The organism is Novosphingobium sp. DS6-6 (genome assembly GCF_057784975.1).
Genome location: NZ_JBYNTS010000008.1, coordinates 1 through 26,393 on the forward strand (window position 1 = coordinate 1; position 26,393 = coordinate 26,393).

Consider the following 26,393-nt stretch of genomic DNA (forward strand, 5'->3'; position numbering starts at 1 on the left):
GACTGTCCCCGAACTCTGGGATGCCATTCGCGATGCGCTGCCACGCTTCACACCCCACGAATGCACAAATTACTTTATCGCAGCAGGTTATGAGCCAGAGTGATCGGAATCTGCTCTAGTTGCTCGGTTACGGAGCCAACGCACGTCGACCAGTGCCGATCTGCCCTTAAGAACAGGGCAAACGACCCGGGGGTACGACGCTCCGCATGCTGCGCATTCATATTGCCATAGCGACTGTGGGCCGGGCGACAATGGCCCGCCAGATGGTCGATCTGCTATTGGGGCAATCCCGTCGTCCCGATGGAATCCTTGTCGTAGGTGCGGCCGAGGATGACGTTGCCAATGTGGCCGACAGCCCTTTGCGGCCGGAGATCGTCCTGGCGGAACGTGGCTTGTGTCGACAGCGCAATCGCGCGCTCGAACTGCTGGCGGGGCGCGCCGACGTGGTGGTCTTTTTCGACGATGATTTCATCCCGGCGCCCGATTATCTTGCGGCCGTGGAACGCCTTTTCATGGCCCATCCCGATGTCGCCGGCATCACGGGCAATCTGGTCGGGGATGGCGTGCGGCATGGCGGCTTTGACATTGCCCAGGCCCAGGCGCTTATCGCCGCGCGGACGCTGCTGCTCGATCCGGCGATCATCCCGCGCGAGGCGCTTTATGGCTGCAACATGGCGGTGCGCATGCGCGATGTGGGCACTCTGCGCTTTGACGAAGCGCTGCCGCTATATGGCTGGCAGGAAGACATCGATTTCACGATGCGTCTGGCCCGCCGCGGCCGGCTGATTTCCACGGGCCTGGTCTCGGGCGTTCACCTGGGTGTGAAAGGCGGGCGTACGTCGGGGCGTCGGCTCGGTTATTCGCAAATCGCCAACATCGTCTATCTGCGGCGCAAGGGTACGATGCCCAAGGCCCTGGCGCGCAAGCTCCTGTGGCGCAATGTGAGCGCCAACATGCTGCGCGCCGCTTTCCCCGAGCCGCACGTGGACAGGATCGGCCGCCTGGGCGGCAATGCTCTGGCCGTTGTCGATCTGCTGCGCGGCCGGATCGATCCGCGCAAGATCGAAAGCATGTGAGGGCCGTGCGCAGCATTGCTTTCAATGGCAAGTTCCGTGCTGGCAAGCGCAACGGGGTGTGGCGGGTTTCCGACCGGTTGATCCGCGAAGTGGACGGCCTGCTGGCGGCCATGCCCGCCCAGGACAGGCCTGATGTGCGCGTGATCGTACCGGCGGGATGCCCGGCTGGCGAACCTTATCGTGTCATCGGCGTACAGGAGGATGCGCATGGCCCCAGCCAGCGGTGGGAACAACGCCGCCTGCCGGTGCTGGCCCGGGGCAGCCTGCTCGTCAACCTCGCCAATCTGGCGCCCGTCCTGCATCGCCCCAAGATCACCATGCTGCACGATGCGCAGTTCTGCCGGCCCGATTGCTCCTACCCCTGGCGCCAGCGCATGGGCTATCGGTTGCTGGCCCCGCTGATGGCGCGAACGAGCAAGCTGGTGCTTACCGTGTCGGACTATTCGCGCCAGCATCTGGGCCGTCATGGCGTGATCGGTGGCGGACGGGCGGAAATCCTGCACAACGGCGCGGACCATATTCTCGACGGCGCGGCCGATGCCGCTGCCCTGTCGCGCCTCGGCCTGGCGAAGGGCAGCTACCTGATGCTGTTTGGCAGCGTCAAGGACTACAAGAACAACAAGGTGGTGTTCGATGCGCTGGCATTGGCCGCACAGGGCGGGGCTGCCCGGCCGGGCCTGGTGCCGCGCCGCCTGGTTATCGTCGGGCCCGACCGGGCGGCGTTGGAATGCGCCGGGTTGCGGCCGCCGGCCAATGCCGTGTTTGCCGGCACGTGTGACGACGGCGCGCTGCGCGCGCTTTACGAAGGGGCACAGGCGCTGTTGTTTCCGTCCCGAACCGAAGGCTTCGGCCTGCCTCCGGTCGAAGCGATGCTGTGCCGTTGCCCGGTGATCGCCGCGCCCCGCGGCGCCATTCCGGAAGTCTGCGGCGCCGCGGCGCTGATGGCCGATCCCGACGATCCCGCGGCCTGGCTGAAGCAGATCGCCGCGCTCGACGATCCGGCCATCCGCAACACCATGATCGCCGCCGGCCTGGCCCGCGCCCGCCGCTATACCTGGGCCGGGGCCGGGCGCGTGCTATTCGATCTCTTGATGGAATGCGCGGCGTGAAAGCACCCTGCGGCGGCACCATGCCGGCGGCGCCCGGCGGGGGCATGCCGGCGCGTGGGCGCGGCTGGTGGCGCGGCGGCAGCTTCACCGCAGTGATCGCCATGGCCGCGCGCGCCAGCAGCCAGCTTGCGCTGCTGGTCGTGACCCTGGTGGCTACGCGCACGTTGGCGCCGGCTGATTTCGGCATCTTTGCCATTGCCGCCGCCTTGCTCACGCTTGCGCGCACCATGCTTTACGTCGGCCCTTTCGAATATGTGCTCAAAGCGCCTCAGGCCGATGAAGCGACCGCGGCGGGCGCCGGTCTCGTGGCCAATCTATTGGTCGCGCTGGGCTGGATCGTGCTGTTGTGCATTGCCGGGCTGATTGCGCCTTTCGTGTTCCGCGGCAGTGGCGTGGCGCTTCTTCTGTTCTGCCTCGCTCCGTCCAATCTTCTTGCCGCTTTTGCCGGGTGGGAAGAAGCGATGGTGCTGCGCGGCCAGCAGGTCCGCCGCTATTATGCCATCACCGTCGCAACCGAAATGGCCGCCGCACTTGGCGCGGCGCTACTCCTCGTGCTGGGCTGGGGCCTGTGGGCGCTGGTGGCGCAGATCTATGTCCGCCTGGCGATTTTCGTCGTGGCATACCGTGCGGTGCTGGTGCTGCCGCGGCTGCAACGCCCGTCCCTGCGCGAAACGTACAGGATACTTGCCTGGTCGTGGAGCCGCTATGGCTCGGTGTTCGTGGGATTTCTGGCCAACTACAGTGGCGATCTGCTGCTGGGTGCAGCGTTTTCGCCGTCGGCTTCGGGCCTTTATCGCGCCGGCAACCGCATCGTTTCCGCGCTGGCAGACATGTTCGTGCAGCCAGCTGGCCTTTTCGTTACCACCGGGCTTGCGGCCGAGCGCGCGCACGGGGCGGTGGGCCAAGGCACATGGCTGCGGCTGTCGGGGCTGTTCGGTGCTTTGTGCTGGCCGGCCCTTGCCGGCTTGGCAGTCGTTTCGGACGAGATCGCGCCCCTGCTGCTGGGGCCGGCCTGGGCAGCCGCCGGTCCGATCATCGCGGTGTTCTGTCTGGCACGCATGGCGGCGCTGCCCATTGCTGTCGCATCGGCCGTGCTCGTGATCGAAAACCGGCAAAGCCGCGTCCTGTGGGTCCAGACTCTGGCCGCCATCGCCACGGCGGCCCTGACCCTGCTCCTTGCCCGCCACGGCGCGGTCGCCGCGGCGCTCGCCACTACGGTGGTGGCAGCGGTTTGGGCTATTGCTCTGGCCATTGCCGCCTGGCGGACGAGCGGCGCCGACAGGTCCGCGCCCGGGGCGACCGCGGCGCTTGTCCTGTGGCCGACGGCCGTCACGTTCGGCCTGGCTGCGGGCGGGCGCCTGCTAGCGGTGGAATGGCACATGGCGCCAGGATCGACGCTCGCGCTGGTGATGCCGCTGGGCCTGGCTGGCTGGGGGCTTTCGCTTCTTGCCCTGCGCGGTCCGTTGCGGGCGGGGCTGGCGGCGCTGGGGCGATAGGCGGACGTCAGCTTTCGACCCGTTCGCTTAAGGCCAGCCACTGCGCCTCCGCCACGTCGAGTTGCGCGCCGAGGTCGTCGCGCAGCTTGCCCAGCGCGCCAAGGTTCATGCCCTGATAGGGGCTGCCCGCCCGGGCCGGATCCACCAGCGCTGCCTCCACCTCCGCAATGCGGGCCTGCAGCCGGGCCATGTCCTTTTCAGCCTTCGCGATCTGTTTGCCGAGTTCGCGGCGGGCCTGCCAGGCGGCCTGGTTCGCGGCATGGTTTGCCCCCGGGTTGGCGGACCTGTCCGCCGCTCCCATAGCGACAGCCGGGGCCGTGCGGGCCGGGGCGTCGGCCTTTGGCTGGTTCCGGCCCAGCACGAAGTCGATATAGTCCTCCATGCTGCCGTCATAGGGAACGGCGGCGCCTTCATCGACGAGCACCAGCCGGTCTGCGGTCAGTTCCACCATGTGGCGATCGTGGCTGATCAGAATGACCGCACCCTGATAGGCGTTCAGCGCCTGGACCAGCGCTTCGCGCGCATCCACGTCAAGATGGTTCGTCGGCTCGTCGAGGATCAGCAGATGCGGGGCATCGCGTGTAACCAGCGCCAGCGCGAGCCGCGCACGCTCGCCGCCCGAAAGGCGCGAAACCTCGGTCATGGCCTTGTCACCGGAAAATCCGAACCGCCCAAGCTGCGCGCGCACGGCGGCAGGGGTCTTTCCGTTCATCGCGCGGGTCATGTGCAGCAGCGGCGTATCGCCGCCAGCCAGTTCTTCGACCTGGTACTGCGTAAAATAGCCGATGGAAAGCTTGCCCGCAGTGGTCATGCCGCCTTCCATCGCCGGCAACTGCCCGGCCAGGAGGCGTGCCAGCGTGGTCTTGCCATTGCCGTTGCGGCCCAGCAGGGCAATGCGATCGTCGGGATCGATGCGCAGGTTCAGCCGCCGCAGGATCGGCTGCCCCGGCGCATAGCCCACGGCAGCCTGGTCCAGCGTGATAAGCGGCGGCCGCAATTCGCCGGGGCTGGGGAAATCGAACGTCAGGCTGGGGTCTTCCAGCATGGCCACCACCGGCTGCATCCGGGCCAGCATCTTGGCGCGCGATTGCGCCTGTTTGGCGGTTGACGCGCGCGCGCTGTTGCGGCGGACATAGTCCTGCAGCTTGGCCCGCTGCGCGTCCTGCGAAGCCTTGGCCGCGGCGGCCTGTGCCGCGCGCTCGGCGCGCTGGCGCTCGAAGCTGTCATAGCCGCCGGGATAGAGAGTGACTTTCCCGCCCTGCAGGTGAAGGATATTGTCCACCACGTTGTTGAGCAGATCCCGCTCGTGGCTGATCACGATCAGCGTGCCGGGATAGCTGCGCAGGAAATTCTCCAGCCATAGCGTCGCTTCGAGATCGAGGTGATTCGATGGTTCGTCGAGCAGCAGCACGTCGGGTTGGGAGAACAGCAGCGCGGCCAGCGCCACGCGCATTTTCCAGCCGCCCGAAAAACTGTCGAGCGGCTGCGCCTGCATCGCCTCGTCAAAGCCCAGGCCGATCAGGATCCGCGCGGCGCGCGCCGGGGCCGTATAGGCATCGATGGCGATCAGCCGCTCGTGCACGTCGGCCAGGCGATCGGGATCGGTGCAGGTATCCGCCTCGATCAGCAGCGCCGCGCGCTCCGTATCGGCGGCCAGCACTGTTTCGAACGGGCTTGCCGTGCCGGTGGGCGCGTCCTGTGCGATATAGCCCAGGCGCGCGCGACGGGGCATGTCCACGCTGCCGTCGTCGGGCTCGATCTGCCCGATCAGCACTTTCATCAGAGTCGATTTGCCCGCCCCGTTGCGCCCGATCAGCCCCACACGCGCGCCAGTCGGTACCGTGGCCGAGGCGCGATCAATGATGGTGCGGCCACCCAGCCGCACAGTGATGCCGGAAATCGTGAGCATGCCCGTGCGCCTAGCCGCCCCGCTGCGCCAGAACAAGCGCGTGGTTTTCCGGCCTCATTTTCGCAGCAGGGTTTTCGCGGCAGGATTGTCGCAGCAGGATTGTGGCAGCAAGATTGTGGCCTGGCGTCCATCCGTTGCCTTTTGCCACCTGTGCGGGGAACAAGCCGCCCCCATGGCGCGTTCGCCTGGTGCCAAAACGCCCCGTCGATGCGTCGAACCGCAAGGCAAAGCGTCCAGGCCGCCCGCCTCTCGATTGCCACACGGTGATATTTTGCTAATCGCCAGCCCGTGCTCCGCGTAACCCCCTCCAAGCTTGCGGGCAGGGTGACAGCCATCGTGCTGGCACTCTGCTGTGCCGCCTGCGCCGTGCCCGCCGCCCGCGTGGCCGAGCCGGACATCGCCCCGGTGGAAGGCATGGAGCCTAGCGCCGCGCCCTGGTGGCAGAATGCCGGCGATCCGGTGCTGGCGCAGATCATTGCCAGGGGGCTCGCGCACGACCCGGTACTGGCGTGCAGTGCCTGGCAATTGCGGGAGGCTGCGGCAAAGGCGGCTGCCCGTCGCCGCCGCCTGGTCGGCCGGCTGGCCGGGCTGGTCAGCAAGGATCGCGTGGCGCAAGGGCCGGAGGCGGCGGCCTATGTTCACGCCGCGCTGGTAAACCGCCGCGCCGCCGTGATGACCGAAGCCTATCTGGCCGTGCGCCTCGCTCTAGCGCGCCTGGCGGCCCGCCGTGCCGCTATCGTTCCGTGGCAGGACAATGCCGAAATCGCCCGCTTTCGGCGCGACGCAGGACTGGTATCGGCAATCGATGGTGCGCTGGGCGGCGTCATGGTCGATCTCGATACCGATGCCGTGGTCGAGGCGGAAAGCGAGGTGATGCAGGCCACGGCCCGCCTTGCCGAGGAAACCGGCCTGACACCCGATGCGCTGCCGGCCATCGCGGAAGAGCCTGCCGCATCGCCGGTCCTCGCCGATTCACCCGGCGCCGCGCCGCGCCGTGCCGCGCTGATGGCCGTACGCCAGCAGCAGGTGCGGGCGGTGGTCAATGGCGAGACCACGCTCGACCAGGCGCAGGCCGCGCTGGCCAGCGCGACAGCCGCCAGCGCGGCGGAGATCGAGAGCGCCACCAAAGCGCTGGCCGCGGCCCATGCCCTGGCCCGCGCCAGTGCGGAAACGCTGGGCCAGGCTGATCGCACCGTGCGGGACGCGCGGGCGGGCTATCGCGCCGGGGCAGAACTCTTCGCCACGCTGTACGTGGCCGAAGCATCGGCCCTCGCCGCGGCAGAGGCCGCCGCCGCCGCGCGCATGGCCGTTGCTCGCGCGCAGGTGCGATTGTGGACGGCGCAAGGGCTCGGCTGGACGCAGGCCGATCTGGCGCCAGCGGCTCCGCAGGCGCCGCCCGCGCGCTGCGCGGCGCAGCTATGACCGATGGCGATCTCGATGCCTTTCTGGGCGCCCGTCCACGCCGCGGCCTGGCGTTCTGGGGCATGGTTGCCGCGCTGCTGCTGGCGGTGGCGGCCGCGTTCTGGTTGCTGCTGCGCTTTGTCGACGGGCCGGATCTGCCCTATTACAGCGTGCCGCTCGAACGCGGCAGCCTGACCCCGGTGTTGAGCGGGCAGGGCACCCTGCATGCGGAGGACGAGGTTATCCTGCGCGCGCCACAGATCGGCGTGCTGCATAGCCTGCTGGGCCCGGGCGACGGGGCCGTACGGGCCGGCCAACCGATCGCCATGCTCGATGCGACCCCGTTCGAGGTGGAACTGGCCAGCGCCGAAGCAGTCCGCGCGGCTGCCGAAGGCGTGCTAGCCGCCACGCAGGCACAGGTCGACGGCGCCCGCGCCCGCATGGATCGCTATGACGGCGTCTGGCGCCGATCGGGCGGGCGCGTGCCCTCGCTTAACGAAATGGACGGTGCGCGGGCGGAATTGGCACGGGCCGCGGCGGCGCTTGGCGGTGCCACGGCCGCGCTGGCAAAAGCGCGCAACGATGAATTGCTGGCACGCCGCCGCCTGGCGGATGCAACGATCCGCGCGCCGTTCGACGGTTTTGTCGTTTCGCACGTGGCCACGCAGGGCCAGATGGTTCAGCCCGGCGCGCCGCTGCTCGTGCTCGCCACTATGCTCGATCGGCTGGTGGTCACCGTTCCGCTGGCCGCCGCCGATGCGCAGCGCCTTGCCCCCAGCGCGCGGGCGCGCGTTCTTTTGACGGGCATGGCCGATCGGGTACGCAATGCCCGCCTGGTGCGGATCGACTCTGCCGACGATCCGCGCGGCCGCGATCGTGTGGGCGTCTTTGCGCTCGATCCCCTCCCGGCCGGCGATGGCCCCGCGGTGCAATTGCGTCCCGGCATGGCCGCCTCGGTGGAAATCGATCTGCCCGCGCGCCAGAATGTGTTGCTGGTGCCCAACGCCGCGCTCGGCTTCACGCCCGAAGGCGTGCCCGCGCGTGCGGGAACGATCTATGTCCTGTCCGACGATAACGAGCCGCGGCAGGTGTCCGTGGGCGTGGGTGCCAGCGATGGCAAGCGCACCGAAGTGCTGGCCAGCGGCCTGGAGCCGGGCATTCAGGTGATCATCGGGCGTCGCGCATCGGGCACCGGGGGTAACACGGCGGCGTCGCTCCGGCTCGTGACGCCGGGATCGGGGCGATGAACGCGAAACCATCCCCCCCGCACGGCGTTAGGGCAAGCATGACCGATCCCGCCGATTTTCCCTTGCAGCACGCGTTTGGCGGGGGCGTGTCCCGCCGCGCGCTGGGCACTCTGGCGTTGGCGTTGGCATTGGCCGGATGGGCGGCGGCGCCGAGCGACCTGTTCGCGCAGGAAGTCAGCAATCTTGGCCCGCCCAGGCCTTTTTCCTGGAACGGTCTGGTGTCGCGGGCGCAGGAATCGGCGCGGCGCCCGTTCGCCCCGCGCCCCGTATCCAGGCATGCCGCCCCCACGTTCGATGATGCCGCCCGGCTCACCTATGGCCCTGCGCAAAGCCTGCCCGGCCATGTCAGGCTGTTTCCCACGCGGCTGGAAACCGCGCCTTTCGCCGTGGCGATCAACGTGGTCGTTCAGGGGCAGGCCCGCGCCGTGGTGAACGCCAAAGGCCTGTTCGGCGCGGCTCAGAATGTCGATCCGGCCGGTTTCCGCGTCATGCATGCCGATGGCCATGCCGATTGGCTGGCGTTTCTGGGCGCATCCTATTTTCGCGCGGCAGGCGAAAAGGATCAGTTCGGCCTGTCTGCGCGCGGGATCGCCGTGGATACCGGCACGATGCCCGGTGCCGAGGAATTTCCCGAGTTCACCGAATTCTGGATCGAGAACCTAGGCGGGGCATCGGGTCAGCAGCGCGTGATCATCCATGCCCTGCTCGAAGGCCCCTCGCTTACCGGCGCTTATGCGTTCGATACCCGGCAGACCGAAATCGGCCCGGTGCAGGAGGTCAGGCTCGCCCTGTTCCTGCGCAAGGACGTGGCGCGACTGGGCATCGCGCCGATGACCAGCATGTTCTGCTTTGACGAGGCGACCACGATCGATCGGCGCGACTGGCGGCCCGAAGTGCACGATTCCGACGGGCTCGCGATTCTGATGGCCGATGGCGAGCGCATCTGGCGTCCGCTGGAAAATCCGCCGGAGCCGCGCACCAACACGTTCCGGGCAGACGGCGTGCGTGGTTTCGGGCTGATGCAGCGTGACCAGGTTTTCGATCACTATCAGGACGATCTCAATTTCTACGATCGCCGGCCTTCGCTGTGGGTGGAGCCGCAGGGGGATTGGGGGCCTGGCGCCGTGGTGCTCTATGCCTTTCCCACGATTTCCGAAACGGTGGACAATGTCGCCGCCTTCTGGCTGAGCGATCGGCCAGCCAGGGCAGGGCAGCGGCTGGATTATGCCTATCGCCTGACCTGGACCAGCCGCGACCCGGCGGCCAACGCCAACGCCCGCTGCGTCAAGGTATTCGTCGGGCCTGGCGGTGTTCCGGGCGGAGATCCGATTGCCGGCGCGACGCGTTATGTTCTCGATTTCGAAGGCAGTTCCCTGGCCGGCCTCAATCGTGGCAGCGGGGTGAGCGCCGAGGTGGATCTGCCCCAGGCAGCCGTGCTGCACAAGGCCGTGGGGCCGATTGCCGGCCGTGATCGCCAGTGGCGCGTGACGCTGGACGTGAGGACGCAAGGGCTTGGCCCCCGCGAGTTCCGCCTGTTCCTCAAGCGCGGTGGTGGAGCGCTTAGCGAAACGGTGATCAAGGCCATTCAGCCATGATCGGCACGCTGCCGCCGCTGCTGCCGCCCGAAGCGCCGCTTGCCATGCCGGAGCAGCGCCTGTTCGGCAATGCGCCCGCCCGGCGCGAGGTCGAGACCCGCCCTGACGGGCTGTTGGTGAAGCGCTGGCTGCTGATCACGCTGACCGCCGTATTGGGGCTGGCCGCGTCTAGCGAAGTGCGCGTGGCGTTTTCGCGTGACGGTCTCGATCTTATCGAGGGCGTGCTGCTGTTGTTCTTCGTGCCCTTGTTCAGCTGGGTGGCCTTCGGCTTCGTCAGTTCGGCCATCGGTTTCGTCCAGTTGATCAGCGGCTCGCATCCCGGCTTCGTGCCCGTGCCTTCGCCGGGCGCCAGCCTTGCCCATCGCACAGCCGTGCTGATGCCGGTCTACAACGAAGATGTCGATGCGGTGTTCGCCCGGGTGGAAGCCATGGTCCATGCCATCGATCGGGCCGGCGGAGCCGCGTGGATAGATTTCTTCGTGCTCAGCGATTCCAGCGCACTACATGGCAAGCGCGAGGAAGCGGCCTGGGCGGCGCTTGCCGCGCGCGCGCCGATCAGGATCTATTACCGGCGGCGGGAGCAGAACATCGCGCGCAAGCCCGGCAACATTGCCGAATGGGTCCGCCGCTTTGGCGGCGCATACGAAAACATGCTCGTACTCGATGCCGACAGCGTGATGACCGGCACGGCGATCGTCGGCCTGGCGTCGATCATGGAAGCGCGCCCTTCGATCGGCCTGCTTCAGACCGTGCCGATGATCACCAATGCCCGCACTCTCTTTCAACGCTGGATGCAGTTCGCGAGCGAGGCCTATGGCCCGATCGCATCGGCCGGGCTGCTGTGGTGGAGCGGCACGGAAGCGAATTTCTGGGGCCACAATGCCATCGTGCGCACCCGCGCGTTTGCCGAAAGCTGCGGCTTGCCCGATCTGCCCGGCAAGCCGCCGTTCGGTGGCCATATCCTGAGCCACGACATGATCGAATCCGCGTTGCTGCGGCGGCGTGGCTGGGCCGTGCACATGGTGATGATCGGCGGCAGCTACGAAGAGTATCCACCGACGATCATCGACCACGCGTTGCGCGATCGGCGCTGGATGCAGGGCAATCTCCAGCATCTTCGCCTGCTCGGCGCGTCGGGCCTGGCTGCCACGAGCCGCCTGCACCTGCTGATCGGCGCATCGGCTTATCTCACTTCGCCCGGCTGGTTGCTGCTCTTGCTGGCGACGATCGCCCAGGCCGCCATGGCCAAGGCGGGCGGCGGCGTGGAAGGGAGCGTGGTGATGACCATGCCGGCGGGCGTCCTTGCGCTCACCGTGCTGTTGCTGTTCGGGCCAAAGCTGATGGGGCTGGTCTGGATACTGGCGGATCGGCGCCGCTGCGCCGCGTTCGGCGGGCCGTGGCGGGCGCTCCGGTCCGTGCTGGCCGAAATGGTGCTGTCGATGCTGTTCGCGCCGGTTGCGATGGTCCTGCAGGTCAAGGCGCTGCTCGGCCTGCTGCTGGGCATTCCGTCGCATTGGAGCGCGCAGAACCGGGATGCGCAGACGATCGCGCTGCGTGCCATCTTGCCGGCCATGCGCGACCATATCCTGTTGGGGCTGGGCTTTGCCGCCACGTTCTGGATCGACACGGTCACCGCGTTGTGGCTCTTGCCGATCACGGCAGGGCTGTTTACCGCGCCCTGGCTGGTCAGCCTGACCTCGCGCGAGGATCTGGGGGAAAGCGCAGCGCGGCGCGGACTGTTCCGCGTGCCGGCGCGCACCATGCGCGTTGGGCGGGCCGAAGTGCCCGATCCCGACGCGGAGAACGAGGCCATCGCCGCCTTGCCGCATCGCGAAGCGGCCATGGCGCGAACGCACGGCTAGGGCACGGCATTCCCCACGGTTGGGGAGGTAGCGGCGGTCATGGCCCCACGGCGCCCGCTTGTGGAACAAGCGGGCGCTGCCGCCACGGCCGCTCCGGCCCCCATCGCGCGCGAACGCGGGGCGCGACCGGGCGCAACGCCAGGGCAGCGCCGGTCAGAATGGCGAAGTCAATTCCCGGGTCGCACGAGGGCGATGACAGCGACGCGACAAGGGCATCGACCAAGGCCGCCCAGGCACAGGCCGCCCCGGTGGAAAGTGCCATATCGGTAGACGGAACATAGGTGGAAAGCCGTGTCGGCTTGAACGCGCTGGCCATATGCGCGATCATCGCCATCGCGCCGATCAGCCCGGAGCTGCCCAGAATTGCGGTTGCAAGACTCGACGAACGGAAGCTGCCCGGGCCGATGCCGATGCCGTAGGTCGCCACGAAGGCGTGCCAGCCCTGCCACGCCCAGAACCCGCGCTGCTCGCCCGAGACGGATTGCCCCTTGTCCACCGTCATATGGCGCAAAAGACCCGCCGCATCGTTCACCAGTGCCGGATCGACGATCATCAGCGCCGCCACCAGCACGATCATGCCAAGTCCCGCGCTGGCGACAATCAGCCCGCGACCGGCCGGCATCGCCCCGGGGACAAGCAGGCTGCGGCCCAGCACCAGCGCAGCATAAAGCCCCAGGCCGACATAGGCGGTGGTGGCCGTGCTGCATAGCAATGCCGCCGCCAGTACCAGGGCGGCAGGCCCGGTCAGCCGCGGCTCAACCCGGCGCAGCCAGCATTCGAACAGGAATACGAACCAGTTCAGGCCGAACCAGGCAAAGCTCGACGCCTCGGGCCAGATCCCGGCCATTCGCACAAAGCCATGATAGCTGTGATCCAACTGGGCATAGGATCCGTTGCGGAACAGGCCCAGCAGGCTGTCCACCGGCGTGCCCTTTGCAACCACGCTGATCAGCCCGATCAAGGCATGCATCATCCCCACCATGGCCATGGTCCGCACCAGCATGCGGCGGCCACGCTCCCGACTGCATACCGCGTGCGCGCCGATCGCGGTGAGCAAAGTGCCCGTCAGATAGACCGCAGTGGTAATGTTCTGGGCGGAAAAGTGCAGCGGACGCGTGGCATAGATATAGGCCCGCATCGAAACATAGCGGGCGGCGACTTTGGCGTGCATCGGCGTCACGTCGATCTGTCCCTGGAACAGGCGTGGCCCCACGAACGCCAGCACTGCGCCATAGAGAACGAACGTGGCCAGCCAGATATTGGCCCGGGCCGCGCGCCCCACGGCGGCACCATGGCCCGAACCCGGCACCAGCAGGCGCATCGTCATGAATACCAGTGCAAACTGCGCCGGCGGGATGGAAGAACCCCCCAGCGCCGGCAGAACGACCGCCGCCGAACCACCGAACAGCGCCGAAACCAGTAGAAACACGAACATCGCTTCGATCGAGCCGGCCAAGAACAGGCCGAGGCCGAGCACCACCTGGATCGCGCCGATAAATGTCAATATCATGTGGCGCTCCGCAGCAAGAGCAGGGCGCCAGGGTGGCGGAAACCCGGCCTTGCGATCATGGCCTGATGAAATCCGCCGCGCAGCGCACATCCTTGACGAAAGCCGCCGGATTGCCCCGCCACACCTGCCGCGCCGGAATATCTGCGGCCACCACCGAACCGGCAGCGACCACGGCGTGATCGCCGATGGTGACGCCCGGCAGCACGATCACCCCGCGCCCCAGCCAGACATTGCGCCCCAGCCTGATCGGGGCAACCCGCACGCGATCGTCCTGGTGTACGGGGTGATGGTTGGTGTCGGCCAGCACGCAGGCGGGGCCGATGCGACAGTTCGGGCCAATGACGATCGCGCCATGGCAGACGAGATGAACCCCGGCATTGAGAAAGACGCGATCGCCTAGCGTGACGGCCGCACCCTTCTCCACTTCGATCCGAACCGGGGCTACGTCGCAACGCATGTTGACGGCGGCGCCGATCACGATCCGCCCGCCGCCGAAGAAACGGGGGCGGCGGCCATGAATGAAGAAGTGCCTGCCGGGCGCGGTGCCTCGCAGGCGAAGCGCCAGCCGGGTTACCAGCGTTGTCAGCCTGTTGCGGGGTTGCAAGGCTCGCAACAGGCTGGCCAGGCGCGTTTGCCTGCCTGCTGCATGGGATGATACCGGCATCGCCGCTGTCATGCGAGAGCGGCCAGTAGCCCGCGATCGAAACGGCCGGGCGCAAAACGGCGGGCATCGGCCATGGCCGCTGCCGGGTCGAAGTGAGGCAGCCAGGCTTCCATTGCCTCCACCCCGGCGATCAGCGATTCCACGCTTTGGCTGGCAAAGAACTGGCCGGAAAGGTCCTGCGTCACGCTGTCAAGCGCGCCGCCGCCGGCATAGGCCAGAACCGGACGGCCCGATGCGATGACTTCCACCGGGACGATGCCGAAATCCTCCTCGGCCGGAAACACCAGCGCGCGGCATCGGGCATAGGCCTGGCGCAAGGCGGCAAAATCCAGGCGGGGCAGGATCGCGATGTTCGGCCCGGCGCGGCGGCGCATGGCAGCGGCCAGCGGCCCGTCGCCCACCATCACCAGCGGCAGGCCCAGCACGTTGAACGCATCGATGGCCAGATCCGGCCGCTTGTAGGGCACCATCTGCCCCACCCAGAGATAGGCTGGCCCTACCGCGTCCGAAGGGCGGAACAGGTCCACCTCTACCGGCGGATGCACCACCTGCGCTTCGCGGCGCCAGGCCTTGGCGATCCGGCGCTGAATGAAACGGGAGTTTGCCACGATCCGGTCGACCCGCGCGGCAGAGCTTGCATCCCACGCGCGCAGGCGATGGCACAACAGCGGCATTGCCGCCCGGCCGAGCAGGCCGGCGCCCTGCCGGTAATCGTGATAATGATCCCATAGATAGCGCATGGGCGAATGCACATAGCTGAGATGCAGGGCATCGGGCGCAGTGATCACGCCTTTGGCCGGGCCGCTTTCGCTGCTGATCACCAGATCGTATCCGCGCAGGTCAAGCTGTTCCAGCGCCATGGGCATCAGCGGCAGATAGCTTTGATAATGGCGGCGGGCGCCCGGCAGGCGCTGAATGAAGCTGGTGGTCACTTTGCGGCTGCGGATCACGCCGGATACCGCCGCCGGATCATAGACATGCGTGAAGATGTCGGCCTGGGGGAACAGGTGCAGCAGTCGCTCCAGCACGCGCTCCCCCCCGCGCATGGTGACCAGCCAGTAATGCACGATGGCGACACGGGCAAAATGCCGGCGCGGGTCCGGCATGTCCAAGGCCGGATCAGCCGCCAGATGAGGGAGCCTGTCCGGCCTTGCCGCCATGGCGTCTCGTGCCCTGTCCGGCAAAGCCGCGTCGCGCGCCAATGCCGCGGCCGCGAACGGGGCCGAACCCGGCAAGGCCGAGTGGATATCGCCATCGGCGCCATAAGTCGGCGGAAACTGCGGGAAAGCCGGTGCCGGGTCGGTGTCGGCGCGCGGGGCCTGGCCCGGGAAAGGTGCGTGCGGCGCGGCGGTCGGCGCCAGCGCGGGCAACGGCGCCCGTGGCGCGAACGCAGCATCAGCCGATGCGCTTGGCGTGCCTGCCCCTGACGCGAGCGTCGAGGCCTCGGGTTGCGCGCTGGTGTCGTCCGTGTTCGTGTCCGTGCCTTTGCTGCCAGGCGCGTCGGCCCGCAGGGCCGCTGCGCGGCACGACGGCGCGTTCGGCCGTTCAGGCATAATAGTTCTCGTACCTGCGGTAGAACGCGCTCTCGCCATAGTCGAAGCGCGACTGCTTGCGCATGTCCACCCGGGTGAGCACCACGCCGGCCAGTTGCACCCGGTCGGTCGGCAAAAGGCGCAGCGCGGAACGCAAGGCCTGTTCGGGCGTCTTGCGCCACCGGACGACGAACACCGAAGCATCGGCCTTGCCCAGCAGCAGTCGCGCGTCGGCAATCGGCAGGATCGGCGCGGTATCGATGATGATGGCGTCGAACCGTTCGCGCGCGGTGGCGAGCAGGCGGTCCATCTCCACCCCGGTCATCAATTCTGCGCGGTCTCCGGCCTCGGCGCAAAGCGGCAGGATCGAAAGACCTGTCGCCGGATCGACGATCAGCGCATCCTCCAGGCTGGCCGTGCCTAGCAGCACTTCCACCAGACCGGGCCGCCCTTCGCCGCCGCGCAGGAACCGGCTTACCCCCTGGCGCCGCAAATCGCCGTCGATCAGCAGGATGCGGTCACCCGTTGCCGCCATCGAGCGGGCCAGGCAGATCGACGTGGTCGTCTTGCCTTCGTCAGGCAGGGCCGAAGTGATCGCGATGATCCGCGCCTTCGTCGTGCTCATCGCGATCGACGCGCGCAGCGCGCGGAAGCTTTCGGCGAACGCCGATCGCGGATCTTCCAGCAAGGCGCTGGCGGGAGCCCGCTCGCCGCGCCGGGCAACCGATTGCAGCATGGGAATGGCACATAGATAGCGGACGCCCAGACGATCCTCGATCTCATCGCCGGTGGTCAGCCCCGTGAACGTCAATTCCGCAAGAAACGCTGCGGCGATGCCAAGCCCGGTGCCCAGCGCCATGGCGAGGATCGCGTTGATCATCACGTGCGGGCTGCTGGGGCTGCGCGGCACATCGGCGCGGTGAAGCATATCGGCATCGGCCTGCTCGGTGCCCTCGCGCGCCGTCAATTCCTTGTAGCGGTTGAGATAGCTTTCATAGAGCGCGTTGGACGTTTCCGCGCGCTTTTGCAGATCGTCCAGGCCCACTTGCGCCGCATTGTTCTGGGCGAGCGCCCCGCGCGAGGCGTTGAGCGATCCGGTCAGCGAGGCAAGGCGCTGCTGCGAGACCCGCGCCCTGGCTTCCAGGCTGGCCAGTACATGCTGGATTTCGGCGGCGATCTGGCGGCCCATGCTGTCGAGTTGCGCCCTGGCACGCAGGACTTCGGGATGCTGCGGGCCATAGCGCGAGGACAGCGCGGCAAGTTCGCCTGCCACCGTGGCCTGCTGGGCGCGCATCTGGCCGATGACGGGCGAAAGCGAAGCCTCGCCCACGCCGCCGCTGCCACCGGCAACCAATTGTCGCTGTGCCGCCTCAAGGCGCGCGCTGTCTTCGCTGGCCTGCGCGCGCGCCGCGGTGACCGCCTGGCTGTAGGACGAGATTTCCTGTTCGGTCAGCGTGCCTTGCGTGGTGCTGAGCAGGTTGTGGGCGATGCGATAGCGTTGCACGGCGGCGCTGTCAGCCAGGGCCTGCTGGCGCAGTTGTTCCAGCCGGCGGGCAATCGCGGCCGTGGTCTCGTGCGCGCCGGTGCGCTTGGCGTCGAGCGCGCCGCGGGTGTACTGCGTGGCAAAGGCATTGGCGATCCGCGCCGCTTCTGCCGGGTCGCGGCTTTCGAACGTGATGGCGATCCCATAGGTGGTGCCGATCCGTTGCGCGGCAACGTTTCTGTTGAGATAGGCGATGGCTGCGGCCCGCGCGGCCCCGGGCGCGCCGGCTGCCTGGTTTTCCGCCGCCGCAAAGCGTGGGTCGCGCGCCAGGTTCAAGGCATCGGCAACAGCGGCCGTATTGGCTTCCGAGGTGATGACCGCAACCTGCGTGTCCACGAAACTTTCGCTGGGAATGGCGGGCTGATCCGCGCGGTCGTTGCTGCTGGTGGGGGCAACGAGTTGCAGCTTGCTGTTCAGCGTGATCTCTGCCCGGGCCTGATACCTGCGCGGCTGCAAGGCCGTGACAATCACCGCCAGGGCCAGAACGCCCAGCAAAACCGCCAGGAACACGCCCAGGCGCCGGCGGAAGATGCCGACCAGTCGCCTTAGATCAACCCGGTCGTTGGCAGCGGGGCCGCTGGTCCGTGGTTCGGCCGGCGGCACTGCCGCAATGCCGCCCGGCGCGCGGTAAAAGTCGATTGCGGTGTTCACCATTGTTCCCTCTGGCCATCAGGTTTGCACCCCGGACTGGTTTCAGCCTGTGGTCGTTCGCCCGCGCAAGGAAGGCCAAGCATATCCGCAGCGGAGCAATAGCGCACAGCCGTTGCCCGGCCATCGCGGACGGGCGACAGGCCGCGGCGAAAGCCTTGGCCGGGCCGCGACGGATGCGCGGCCGGAACTGGTCAACCTTACTGATAATTTACCCGATGACCTCGGAAAACTGCGTAGGCGCTGTCCGCATGGCTGGCCCGGCGACTCCGGAAGCGGAACCGCGCGGGCCGTGCCATTGCCCGGCGCGGCGCGCGGCACGGCGGCGGATTCCGATCCCGGCGGAATGCCTCCATGTCGGAGCCTTCGTCATGGCGCGCTCCATTGTCATCGCGCGGCCTGGGCATAGAACAGCAGCGAAACGAGCGGACATGGAGGGTATGACGTGATTCCCCAGAACGAACGCGGCGGTTTACGTGCCCGGTGCCGGGGGCAGCGCGCGCGCCACCCGTTCGTGCTCATGGCGGCGCTCAGCCTCGCGGCCGTGCTGCCTGGTTGCGCGGGGCAATCGGCCCAGCCGCTTTCCATGGCCGATCGGGCCGCGGGCCTTGCCGGCTATCGCGTGGGCGCGGGTGACAAGCTGCGGATCACGGTGTTCAACGAACCGACGCTGACGGGCGAATACAACGTCAGCGCAACGGGTGCGGTGGCCTTTCCGCTGATCGGCGCGGTGGAGGCTGCAAACCGCACGATCGAAGAGGTGACGCGCGAGATTACCGGCCGGCTTGCCGGCGCCTATGTCAACGATCCGCGCGTGAGTGTCGAAGTGCTCAACTACCGGCCGTTCTATATTCTGGGAGAGGTCAACAAGCCTGGCGAATATCCCTATGCATCAGGGATCACGCTCGACCAGGCCATCGCCAAGGCCGGCGGCTTTACCTATCGCGCCAATGAAAGGACCGTGTTCCTGCGCCGGCAGACGTCTTCGGTCGAGCGCAGCGTATCCTTGCGCAGCGGCGCGCCGGTGGCCGTGCTGCCGGGTGACACGATCCGCATCGGCCAACGCTACTTCTGACACCGCAGAGGGCCTGGCCCGCGCGGTGGGCAGCGGCCCCGCGAAACGATCATGTCTAGAATGCCGACCAATCCTGGCCGACGGCCTGCAAGGCCTGCCGCTGCTGCAGAACGGCCGGCGGCGGTGCGCGGTCGGGCAATTGGGCCGACACGGGAGCGCTCCGCGTGCGGCCTGCGCCGGGAACGGTAAAGCTTTCGACAAGGTCGTTGAGCCGCTTCGCTTCGCTGGCCAGGCCGCGCGCCGCCGCAGTGCTTTCCTCGGTCATCGCCGCATTCTGCTGCGTCAGCCGGTCCATGTCCGAAACACGTGCATTGATCTCTTCAAGATTCAGCGCCTGATCCTTGGCCTGGGTCGCCACGCGGCTGACGAAGGCGTTGATGTCGCTGATTTCCTGCAGCAAGCCAGACAGGACCTTGCCTGTTTCTGCTACAAGCTGCGCGCCGCGTTCCACTTCGACGGCGCTGGTATCGATCAGCGCCCTGATCTCCTTGGCGGCATCGCCCGAACGCTGGGCAAGAATGCGGACTTCGCTGGCGACCACCGCGAAACCGCGCCCTGCTTCGCCCGCGCGCGCTGCTTCCACCCCGGCGTTGAGCGCCAGAAGATTGGTCTGGAACGCGATCCCGTCGATCAGGCCGGTAATCGTCGAAATCTGGTCGGCCGAGGCCTTGATCGCTTCCATCGCGGTAACCGCGTCGGTAACGACACGGCTGCCGGTCTTGGCCGTTTCAAGGCTGGAGGCCACGGATTGCCCGGCCTTGCCCGCCTGCTGAGACGTTTCGAGGATGCTGCGCGTGGCTTCGCTCATCGCATGGGCCGCCGATTGCAATCCGGCCGCCTGCTGTTCGTTGCGCACCGAAAGATCGTCGGTGGCGGTGCGGATTTCCGATGCGCCGCTCGAAACCGACTCCGCCCCGGTCCTCACCTGCCCGATCGCTTCGGCCAGCGACACCAGCGCGGCGTTGAAATTGACCCGCATGTCTTCATAGGCAGCAGGAAAAGGTTCGGTGATTGTTGCGCAAAGGTCGTTTGCGGCCAGGCGCTTGAGCGAGGCGTTGAGTGTCGAGACGACGCGTTCCTGATCGGCGGCATTGGTCATTGCCAGGATATTGTCCCGAAACTGCGACATCGCCGCGGTCATCCGGCCCACGCAATCCCGGTGATCGGTATACTGGATCACGCTGTCGGTATCGCCAGCGGCAAGCGCCTCCATCCGCACGACAGTGTTGACATAGGGGTCGCAGATCAGCCGGCCTGCCACCACGTTCACGATCAGAACGGCGCTCTGTGCAAAGGCAGTTGCGGCGATAGCGGCCCAGAACGGGGCGAGTCCCGCAGCCACCAGCGACAACGCCAGCAAGGCGATGATGCCAAGAACGGTGTAAGTTGCCGTCAAGGCTTTGAACTTCGCGCGAATGGGCGCCGACTTTTCGAACCAATCGAGCATGAGCATTGACCTGTGACTTTGGATCGGCGTCTTTTGCCCTAAATGACAGGTTGTGTGCAGTCCGGTTGATGCGCGCGCAATTGATCGGGATCCATTAATCTCTTGCCGAATCGCGATCAGACCGTGCCTTTCAAGCGCAAGCATTAACATATTGATGGTGGCGCACTTTGCCGGCGTGGGCCATGATCCTGCCGCCGGAGCATATGCGCCAGCACATCGATGGCGTGAGCCGCAAGAACTGAATAAGGGGATGTCGGCAGCAACGGGGCCGGAGAAATGGCTCCCTGAGTAGGATTCGAACCTACGGCCGCTCGATTAACAGTCGAGTGCTCTACCGCTGAGCTATCAGGGAGCAGTTCCGGTTGCCCGGAACAGGTGGGTGCTAATAGCAGGCATTTCGTCCATGGCAAGCGGGCGCAGCGGGAATTTTGCACAATCGGCTCCGGCCTGCAGTTCCTCAATTCCAGCCCGGATTCGCGGGTCAGCCCATGAATTGTTCAGCAAAGATCCGCTCGTCCAGGCTGCGCCCGCGATCGAACAGCAGAGTCAGTTGATGGTCGCGCCAGGCACGCACACGCACTTCGCTTACGTCGCGCGCTTCCTTCTGGTCCGCCACCACCAGGACGGGGCGCTTGGCCGATTCGAGCACGCGGAACACGATTTCGGCCGTATCGGGCAGGATCGCCCCGCGCCAGCGGCGAGGGCGGAACGGGCTGATCGGCGTGAGCGCCAGGATATTGGCGCCCAGCGGCAGGATCGGGCCATTGGCCGACAGGTTGTAGGCCGTCGATCCGGCTGGCGTTGCCACGAGGACGCCATCGCACGACAATTCGGGAATGCGGGTCCGGCCGTTCACTACCACTTCCAGCTTGGCGGTCTGCCGGGTTTCGCGCAGCAGCGACACTTCGTTGATGGCATAGCAGCATTGCGTTTCGCCGGTTGCGGTCACCACTTCCATGCGCAGCGGGCTGATCGCCACGGGCCGCGAACGGGCGATCCGCTCTTCCAGCGGGCGGCTGCTCTTCTGCTTGTTCATCAGAAAGCCCACCGTGCCCAGATTCAGACCATAGGCCGGCAGCACCCGATCGGCATCGAGCATGTGATGCAGGACTTGCAGCATGAACCCGTCGCCGCCCAGCACGACGACGGCGGCGGCTTCCTCGAACGGCACCCAGCGATGGGTTTTCATCAGCGCGGCAGCCGCATCCTGCGCGCGATCCGTGGGCGAGGCCAGTAGTGCCAGCCGATCGTGCGTGGCGGCATTCGTCGATCCAGTCAGTGCCATGTCCGTCCATTCCCGCTCTGCGCCGCCAGCGTGCGAACCGGAGGCGTGATATGGGGCGCCCCAATATGGCGCAATGTGAAAATGCCAGGCCATGGCGAAGCGGCGCCGATCGCGATAGGGCCGCCATGTCATGACCCAGGTTTTCCGCCCCGATCCGCCCGCGACCTCGTCAGGCGGGGATGCTCCGCGCGGGGGGCGGGACGAACTGACGGGCCTGGCCGATGTCGGCGCGGCACGGGCCTGGCTCGATCGCGCGGCGATGGACGGCCTGGTGCAGGCGATGCTGGTTGGGCTTGGCCGCTTTCAGGCGGTCAATCTGGCGTTCGGCCAGGGCGGGGGCGATCATGTCTTGGCCCAGGTGGCGCGGCGCATTGCCGATTTTGCCGCGCGCGACATCCGAGAATCCGGCGGCGGCACGAACGATATGCTGGTGGCGCGGGTTTCGGGCGGGGAATTCCTGATCGCGTCGGTCTGTCCGATGAGCCGGCAGAGGTGGCAGACGCTGGCACAGGGCCTGGGCCGTGCCATTGCCCGGCCCCTGGCTGTCAGCAACGAGAGCGCGCGGCTTGTACCCCGCATTGCCCTGCTGCGCGGACAGAGCGGCGATGGCAGCGCTATTCTGCTCGACCGGCTGGACCAGGCGTTGGCGCATCTTCAACGGAGCGGCGCGCGGCGCCTGGCCTGGGCCGACGGTAGCCATCCAGCGCGCGGGCGCAGCGTGGCGCGGCTCGAGGCCGATCTGATCGGGGCCCTGCATCGCCGGGAAATCACGGTGCTTTATCAGCCGCAATTCCGCGTCGGCGACGGCGGCCTGGCCGGGGCCGAAGCGCTCGCGCGGTGGGAGCATCCGCAGATGGGACGGATCGGGGCGGAAACGCTGTTCGCCGTGGCGGAGCGGGCCGATCAGATCGTTCCGCTTTCGCAAGCCATTGCCACCGCCGCACTGGCCGGCGCGCGCGATTGGCCCGTGCCTTTGCGCCTGTCGCTCAACGTCACGGCCGAGGATTTCGCATTGCCCGATTTCGCGCCCGGTCTGCTGGCGCGCATCGCTGCCGCGGGCCTTGCACCCGAACGCCTGACGATCGAGATCACCGAACAGACGCTGATCGCCGATTTCGAGGCTTGCGCGGCCGCCCTGCGCCATTTGGCCGGGTATGGCGTGGCGGTGGCACTCGATGATTTCGGCACCGGCTTTTCCAACTTCCGCACGCTCAAGGCCTTGCCGCTCGACATGCTGAAGCTCGATCGGTCGCTGGTGCGCGACGTGGCGCGCGACGGGCGCGACCGGGCGATCCTTTCGGCGATCGTGGCCATGGCCCGCGCGCTGTCGCTGCGCGTGGTGGCCGAAGGGGTGGAAAACACCGAGCAACTCGCCGTTCTGGCGCAAGAGGGTGTCGATCTGTTCCAGGGCTTCCTGCGCGCAGGGCCGCTGGACAAGGCGGCCATGGCGCGCCTGGCAGCAGATGCGCTCTGACTCGTCGCTCAGGCTGCTTTCTTCACGGCGCGCCGGGCAATGGTGGAAAGACCCTTGGTCAACTGGACCAGCCCGTTGAGGCGTGCCTGCGCGTCGCCCCAGGCACGCTGGATCACCAGCTTGTTGTCCGGTCGCAGCTTGGCCGTGCCCTTGAGCCGTTCGACATAGGCCACAAGGCCCATGGGATCGGGAAAATCGTCGTTGTGGAACGAGACGAGGACCCCTTTCTGCCCCACGTCGATTTTGGAAATGCGCGCCTCGATCGCCTGGCGCTTCACCTCGATCAGTTTCAGCAGGTTCTGTGTCGGCGGTGGCAGGGGGCCGAAGCGGTCGATCATCTCGGCCGCCAGCGCTTCCACCGCTTCGGCGCCTTCGGCATCGTTCATGCGGCGATAGAGCGCCATGCGCACGGCAAGATCGGGGACGTAATCTTCGGGGATCATGATCGGCGCATCGAGCGTGATCTGCGGCGACAGCGCTTCACGCTCGCGTGCCAGGCCGATGTCGCCGGCCTTGGCCGCCAGGATCGCCTCTTCCAACATGGACTGGTAAAGCTCGAAGCCCACTTCCTTGATGTGGCCCGATTGCTCGTCTCCCAGCAGGTTGCCCGCGCCGCGCAGGTCGAGATCGTGGCTGGCCAATTGGAACCCGGCCCCCAGCGAATCGAGATCGCCCAGCACTTTCAGCCGCTTTTCCGCCACTTCGGAAAGGGCCTGGCCTTCGGGATAGGTAAGATAGGCATAGGCGCGCAGCTTGCCGCGACCCACGCGGCCGCGCAGCTGGTATAGCTGCGCCAGGCCAAAGCGATCGGCCCGGTGCAGCACGATCGTGTTGGCGCTGGGTATATCGATGCCGCTTTCCACGATCGTGGTGGACAGCAGCACTTCGTATTTCCGTTCGTAGAAAGCACTCATGCGGTCTTCCACTTCGGTCGGGCTCATCTGTCCGTGCGCGGTCACGAAGCGGATTTCGGGCACGTTCAGGCGCAGCCACTCCTCCACGTCGGCCATGTCGGCAATGCGCGGCACGACGATGAAGCTCTGGCCGCCGCGCTGGTGCTCGCGCATCAGGGCATCGCGCATGGTCACGTCGTCCCACGGCATCACATAGGTACGCACGGCCAGGCGGTCTACCGGCGGGGTCTGGATCGTGGAAAGTTCGCGCAGCCCCGACATCGCCATCTGCAAGGTGCGCGGGATCGGCGTTGCCGTGAGAGTCAGCACGTGGACATCGGTTTTCAGCTCTTTGAGCTTTTCCTTGTGCGTCACGCCAAAGCGCTGTTCCTCGTCGACGATGACAAGGCCCAGTCGCTTGAATTCCACCGACTTGGCCAGGAGCGCATGGGTGCCGATGACGATGTCCACCGTGCCCGCGGCAAGGCCGGCGCGGGTTTCGCCGGCTTCCTTGGCGGGCACCAGGCGGGACAAGCGCCCGATCTGCAGGGGAAAGCCCGAAAACCGCTCGACGAAATTGGCATAGTGCTGGCGTGCCAGCAGCGTGGTGGGGGCAATCACCGCCACCTGGTGCCCGGCCATGGCCGCCACGAAAGCCGCGCGCAGGGCCACTTCGGTCTTGCCGAAGCCGACGTCGCCGCAAACCAGGCGGTCCATCGGCTTGCCATCGGCCATATCGGCCAGCACGTCTTCGATCGCGCGTTCCTGGTCTTCGGTCTCGTCCCAGGGAAAACGATCGACGAAAGGCCCGTAGCTGGCCGGATCGACCGCCAGGACATCGGCCTGGCGCAGCGCGCGCAGGGCCGCGGTCGACATGAGTTGCCCGGCCATTTCCAGAATGCGCTCGCGCATGCGCGCTTTGCGCCGCTGCCATCCTTCGCCGCCAAGCTTGTCGAGCGAGACGGCCTCGCTCTCGTTGCCATAGCGGGACAGCACGTCGAGATTTTCGACCGGGATGTAGAGTTTGTCACCCCCGGCATAGGTCAACTGCACGCAATCGTGCGGGCTTTCGCCCACGGCGATGGCTTCCAGCCCTTCATAGCGGCCGATGCCGTGGTCCATGTGGACGACGAGATCGCCGGGCGTCAGCGCGGAAAGCTCGGCCAGAAAGGCATCGGCATCCTTGCGCTTCTTCTTGCGCCGCACGAGGCGATCGCCGAGAATGTCCTGCTCGGTCAGAAGTTCGACAGCGTCGTTGGCAAAGCCCTGTTCCAGCGGCAGGACGACCGCAGCCGCGCGCCCGCTGGCCGCAAGGCCAAGCGCTTCCTGCCAGCTGTCGGCCATCGTGGGGGCCTGTTTGCCCGCTTCGCCCAGCAGCGCGGCGAGCCGGGCGCGCGAGCCGGGAGTGTAGGCAGCGACGATCGGCTTCACCCCGCGCGTGCCCAGGGCGGCGAGATGCCTGGCCGCAGCCTGATAGATGTTGGCCCCCTGGGCGCGGTCCGGCGCAAAATCGCGCGCGCTGGCAAAGCCGAAGTCGAGCACGGCGGCGCTTTCCGGTTCGGCGAAGATCGTCGCGCGGTGTGCCGGCCACCCCGCCAGCGCACGATCGAGCTCGTCGCGCGTCAGGTACAGCGCGTCGGGCTTGAGCGGGCGGTAGCTGCCAGACTGCCGCGCCGCCGCCTCGGTGCGCGCCTGATGGTAATCGGCAATATCGGCCAGCCGTGCTTCGGCTGCCTTGGCGGCCGCGGCATCGATCACCACCAGATCGCCATCCTGCAGATGATCGAACAGTGTGGCCATGCGCTCTTCGAACAGGGGCAGCCAGTGCTCCATCCCGGCCAGGCGCCGCCCGTCGCTGACTGCCTGATAGAGCGCGTCACCCGTGGCATTGGCGCCGAACGTCGCGCGATAGCGGCTGCGGAAGCGCTTGATCGAGGCATCGTCGAGCAGCGCTTCGCTGGCGGGCAGCAGGAGGTGGCTGTCCACCGGTTGCACCGAACGCTGTGTGCCGGGATCGAACAGACGCAGCGTTTCCAGCTCGTCGCCAAAGAAATCGAGACGCAATCCGTGATCGAGGCCCGTGGGATAGACATCGAAGACCGAGCCACGCACGGCATATTCGCCGGCATCGACAACGGTGTCGGTGCGCGAATAGCCCTGGCGCTGCAGCAGGGCGATCAGGCTTTCGCGGCCGATTTCCGCGCCCGGGGTCAGCAGGCGGGTGGATTCGCGGATGCGGAACGGGGTTAGCGTGCGTTGCAGCAGGGCGTTGATCGTGGTCACCAGCAACTGCGGCTGCCCGTCGCGCCGCCGCTGAAGCTGTTGCAAGGCGGCAAGGCGTCGCGCGCTGATCGACAAGGCAGGCGAGGCGCGGTCGAACGGCAGGCAGTCCCACGCCGGAAAATCGATCACCTCCAGCTCTGGCGCGAAAAAGCCCGCGCTTTCCGCCACCGCGCGCAGCGCCGCATCGTCGGGCGTCACGAACACGCAGCGCCCTTGCGCGGTGGCCGCCGCCGCGGCGCGGGCAAGATCGGCCATGACCAGCGGCTGCGCGCCGCGTGCCACGCTGGCAAGCGTCAGCGGCGTGCGGGCGGAAAGGATGCGGGAAAGATCAGGCATGGCGTGGG

At 67.2% G+C, this 26,393-nt stretch carries 17 protein-coding genes, 1 tRNA gene and 1 pseudogene; 10 read left to right on the forward strand and 9 right to left on the reverse strand.

Features of this window, described 5'->3' with window-relative positions; all coding sequences use genetic code 11:
* From AC3EDY_RS10935 to AC3EDY_RS10950, 4 genes and pseudogenes are all read left to right on the forward strand, one after another.
* A pseudogene (locus AC3EDY_RS10935) lies at window positions 1-103 on the forward strand (IS630 family transposase); the annotation flags it as partial.
* 148 nt (window positions 104-251) lie between these two features.
* The gene (locus AC3EDY_RS10940; protein WP_488572530.1) at window positions 252-1,076 is read left to right on the forward strand and encodes a glycosyltransferase family 2 protein; all 825 of its coding nucleotides are present in this window, start codon (window positions 252-254) and stop codon (window positions 1,074-1,076) included.
* Window positions 1,077-1,081: 5 nt separating this feature from the next.
* Window positions 1,082-2,185, forward strand: coding sequence for a glycosyltransferase family 4 protein (locus AC3EDY_RS10945; RefSeq protein WP_488572531.1), 1,104 nt, complete (start codon window positions 1,082-1,084; stop codon window positions 2,183-2,185).
* Complete coding sequence (locus AC3EDY_RS10950; protein ID WP_488572532.1) at window positions 2,182-3,681, forward strand: oligosaccharide flippase family protein; 1,500 nt, start codon at window positions 2,182-2,184, stop codon at window positions 3,679-3,681. The genes AC3EDY_RS10945 and AC3EDY_RS10950 overlap by 4 nt, the downstream gene beginning before the upstream one ends.
* Window positions 3,682-3,688: 7 nt before the next feature.
* On the opposite strand, the gene AC3EDY_RS10955 is transcribed toward AC3EDY_RS10950, so the two are convergent.
* Window positions 3,689-5,590, reverse strand: coding sequence for an ABC-F family ATP-binding cassette domain-containing protein (locus tag AC3EDY_RS10955; RefSeq protein WP_488572533.1), 1,902 nt, complete (start codon window positions 5,588-5,590; stop codon window positions 3,689-3,691).
* Between the two features lie 288 nt (window positions 5,591-5,878).
* On the opposite strand from AC3EDY_RS10955, the gene AC3EDY_RS10960 reads away from it, so the two are divergent.
* The 4 genes from AC3EDY_RS10960 to mdoH are packed head-to-tail and all read left to right on the forward strand — an operon-like array spanning window position 5,879 to window position 11,695.
* The gene (locus AC3EDY_RS10960) at window positions 5,879-7,012 is read left to right on the forward strand and encodes a hypothetical protein (protein ID WP_488572534.1); all 1,134 of its coding nucleotides are present in this window, start codon (window positions 5,879-5,881) and stop codon (window positions 7,010-7,012) included.
* Window positions 7,009-8,238 carry an efflux RND transporter periplasmic adaptor subunit gene (locus tag AC3EDY_RS10965; RefSeq protein ID WP_488572535.1) on the forward strand — a complete coding sequence of 410 codons (1,230 nt, stop codon included), beginning with the start codon at window positions 7,009-7,011 and terminating at the stop codon, window positions 8,236-8,238. Before AC3EDY_RS10960 ends, AC3EDY_RS10965 begins: the two co-directional genes overlap by 4 nt.
* Before the next feature lie 38 nt (window positions 8,239-8,276).
* The gene (locus tag AC3EDY_RS10970) at window positions 8,277-9,833 is read left to right on the forward strand and encodes a glucan biosynthesis protein (RefSeq protein ID WP_488572536.1); all 1,557 of its coding nucleotides are present in this window, start codon (window positions 8,277-8,279) and stop codon (window positions 9,831-9,833) included.
* Window positions 9,830-11,695, forward strand: a complete 1,866-nt coding sequence (mdoH, locus tag AC3EDY_RS10975) for a glucans biosynthesis glucosyltransferase MdoH (RefSeq protein ID WP_488572537.1) — start codon at window positions 9,830-9,832, stop codon at window positions 11,693-11,695. Before AC3EDY_RS10970 ends, mdoH begins: the two co-directional genes overlap by 4 nt.
* Before the next feature lie 37 nt (window positions 11,696-11,732).
* Here the strand turns inward: mdoH and AC3EDY_RS10980 are convergent, their stop codons facing one another.
* The 4 genes from AC3EDY_RS10980 to AC3EDY_RS10995 form a co-directional block, all read right to left on the reverse strand.
* The gene (locus AC3EDY_RS10980; protein ID WP_488572538.1) at window positions 11,733-13,205 is read right to left on the reverse strand and encodes a hypothetical protein; all 1,473 of its coding nucleotides are present in this window, start codon (window positions 13,203-13,205) and stop codon (window positions 11,733-11,735) included.
* A 55-nt stretch (window positions 13,206-13,260) separates the two neighbouring features.
* Entirely contained in the window at window positions 13,261-13,809 is a 549-nt protein-coding gene (locus tag AC3EDY_RS10985) for an acyltransferase (protein WP_488572539.1), read from the reverse strand.
* Window positions 13,810-13,877: 68 nt separating this feature from the next.
* Window positions 13,878-15,422 carry a glycosyltransferase gene (locus tag AC3EDY_RS10990; protein ID WP_488572540.1) on the reverse strand — a complete coding sequence of 515 codons (1,545 nt, stop codon included), beginning with the start codon at window positions 15,420-15,422 and terminating at the stop codon, window positions 13,878-13,880.
* A complete protein-coding gene (locus AC3EDY_RS10995; RefSeq protein WP_488572541.1) occupies window positions 15,415-17,598 on the reverse strand; it encodes a GumC family protein in 2,184 nt (727 codons plus the stop codon). Before AC3EDY_RS10995 ends, AC3EDY_RS10990 begins: the two co-directional genes overlap by 8 nt.
* Window positions 17,599-18,037: 439 nt before the next feature.
* Between AC3EDY_RS10995 and AC3EDY_RS11000 the strand changes: the two genes are divergently transcribed.
* Window positions 18,038-18,667, forward strand: a complete 630-nt coding sequence (locus AC3EDY_RS11000) for a polysaccharide biosynthesis/export family protein (protein WP_488572542.1) — start codon at window positions 18,038-18,040, stop codon at window positions 18,665-18,667.
* A 55-nt stretch (window positions 18,668-18,722) separates the two neighbouring features.
* On the opposite strand, the gene AC3EDY_RS11005 is transcribed toward AC3EDY_RS11000, so the two are convergent.
* From AC3EDY_RS11005 to AC3EDY_RS11015, 3 genes are all read right to left on the reverse strand, one after another.
* Window positions 18,723-20,063 (reverse strand): methyl-accepting chemotaxis protein, encoded by a 1,341-nt coding sequence (locus AC3EDY_RS11005; RefSeq protein WP_488572543.1) that lies wholly within the window; start codon window positions 20,061-20,063, stop codon window positions 18,723-18,725.
* A 328-nt stretch (window positions 20,064-20,391) separates the two neighbouring features.
* Window positions 20,392-20,466 (reverse strand) — tRNA-Asn (locus AC3EDY_RS11010).
* 129 nt (window positions 20,467-20,595) lie between these two features.
* Window positions 20,596-21,399: an NAD kinase gene (locus AC3EDY_RS11015; protein WP_488572544.1), complete on the reverse strand. Its 804-nt coding sequence runs from the start codon at window positions 21,397-21,399 to the stop codon at window positions 20,596-20,598.
* A 130-nt stretch (window positions 21,400-21,529) separates the two neighbouring features.
* On the opposite strand from AC3EDY_RS11015, the gene AC3EDY_RS11020 reads away from it, so the two are divergent.
* Window positions 21,530-22,873, forward strand: a complete 1,344-nt coding sequence (locus AC3EDY_RS11020) for an EAL domain-containing protein (RefSeq protein ID WP_488572545.1) — start codon at window positions 21,530-21,532, stop codon at window positions 22,871-22,873.
* Between the two features lie 8 nt (window positions 22,874-22,881).
* Here the strand turns inward: AC3EDY_RS11020 and mfd are convergent, their stop codons facing one another.
* The gene (gene mfd / locus AC3EDY_RS11025) at window positions 22,882-26,385 is read right to left on the reverse strand and encodes a transcription-repair coupling factor (protein WP_488572546.1); all 3,504 of its coding nucleotides are present in this window, start codon (window positions 26,383-26,385) and stop codon (window positions 22,882-22,884) included.
* Between the last annotated feature and the right edge of the window lie 8 nt (window positions 26,386-26,393).

What these genes read in the sequence shown, in the direction of transcription:
- AC3EDY_RS10990 (WP_488572540.1), bottom strand. Translation starts at nt 15,422, where the DNA reads ATGCCTGAACGGCCGAACGCGCCGTCGTGCCGCGCAGCGGCCCTGCGG.
- AC3EDY_RS10970 (WP_488572536.1), top strand. Translation starts at nt 8,277, where the DNA reads ATGACCGATCCCGCCGATTTTCCCTTGCAGCACGCGTTTGGCGGGGGC.
- AC3EDY_RS10940 (WP_488572530.1), top strand. Translation starts at nt 252, where the DNA reads ATGGCCCGCCAGATGGTCGATCTGCTATTGGGGCAATCCCGTCGTCCC.
- AC3EDY_RS10955 (WP_488572533.1), bottom strand. Translation starts at nt 5,590, where the DNA reads ATGCTCACGATTTCCGGCATCACTGTGCGGCTGGGTGGCCGCACCATC.
- AC3EDY_RS10980 (WP_488572538.1), bottom strand. Translation starts at nt 13,205, where the DNA reads ATGATATTGACATTTATCGGCGCGATCCAGGTGGTGCTCGGCCTCGGC.
- mdoH (WP_488572537.1), top strand. Translation starts at nt 9,830, where the DNA reads ATGATCGGCACGCTGCCGCCGCTGCTGCCGCCCGAAGCGCCGCTTGCC.
- AC3EDY_RS11020 (WP_488572545.1), top strand. Translation starts at nt 21,530, where the DNA reads ATGACCCAGGTTTTCCGCCCCGATCCGCCCGCGACCTCGTCAGGCGGG.
- mfd (WP_488572546.1), bottom strand. Translation starts at nt 26,385, where the DNA reads ATGCCTGATCTTTCCCGCATCCTTTCCGCCCGCACGCCGCTGACGCTT.
- AC3EDY_RS10965 (WP_488572535.1), top strand. Translation starts at nt 7,009, where the DNA reads ATGACCGATGGCGATCTCGATGCCTTTCTGGGCGCCCGTCCACGCCGC.
- AC3EDY_RS10995 (WP_488572541.1), bottom strand. Translation starts at nt 17,598, where the DNA reads ATGGTGAACACCGCAATCGACTTTTACCGCGCGCCGGGCGGCATTGCG.
- AC3EDY_RS11015 (WP_488572544.1), bottom strand. Translation starts at nt 21,399, where the DNA reads ATGGCACTGACTGGATCGACGAATGCCGCCACGCACGATCGGCTGGCA.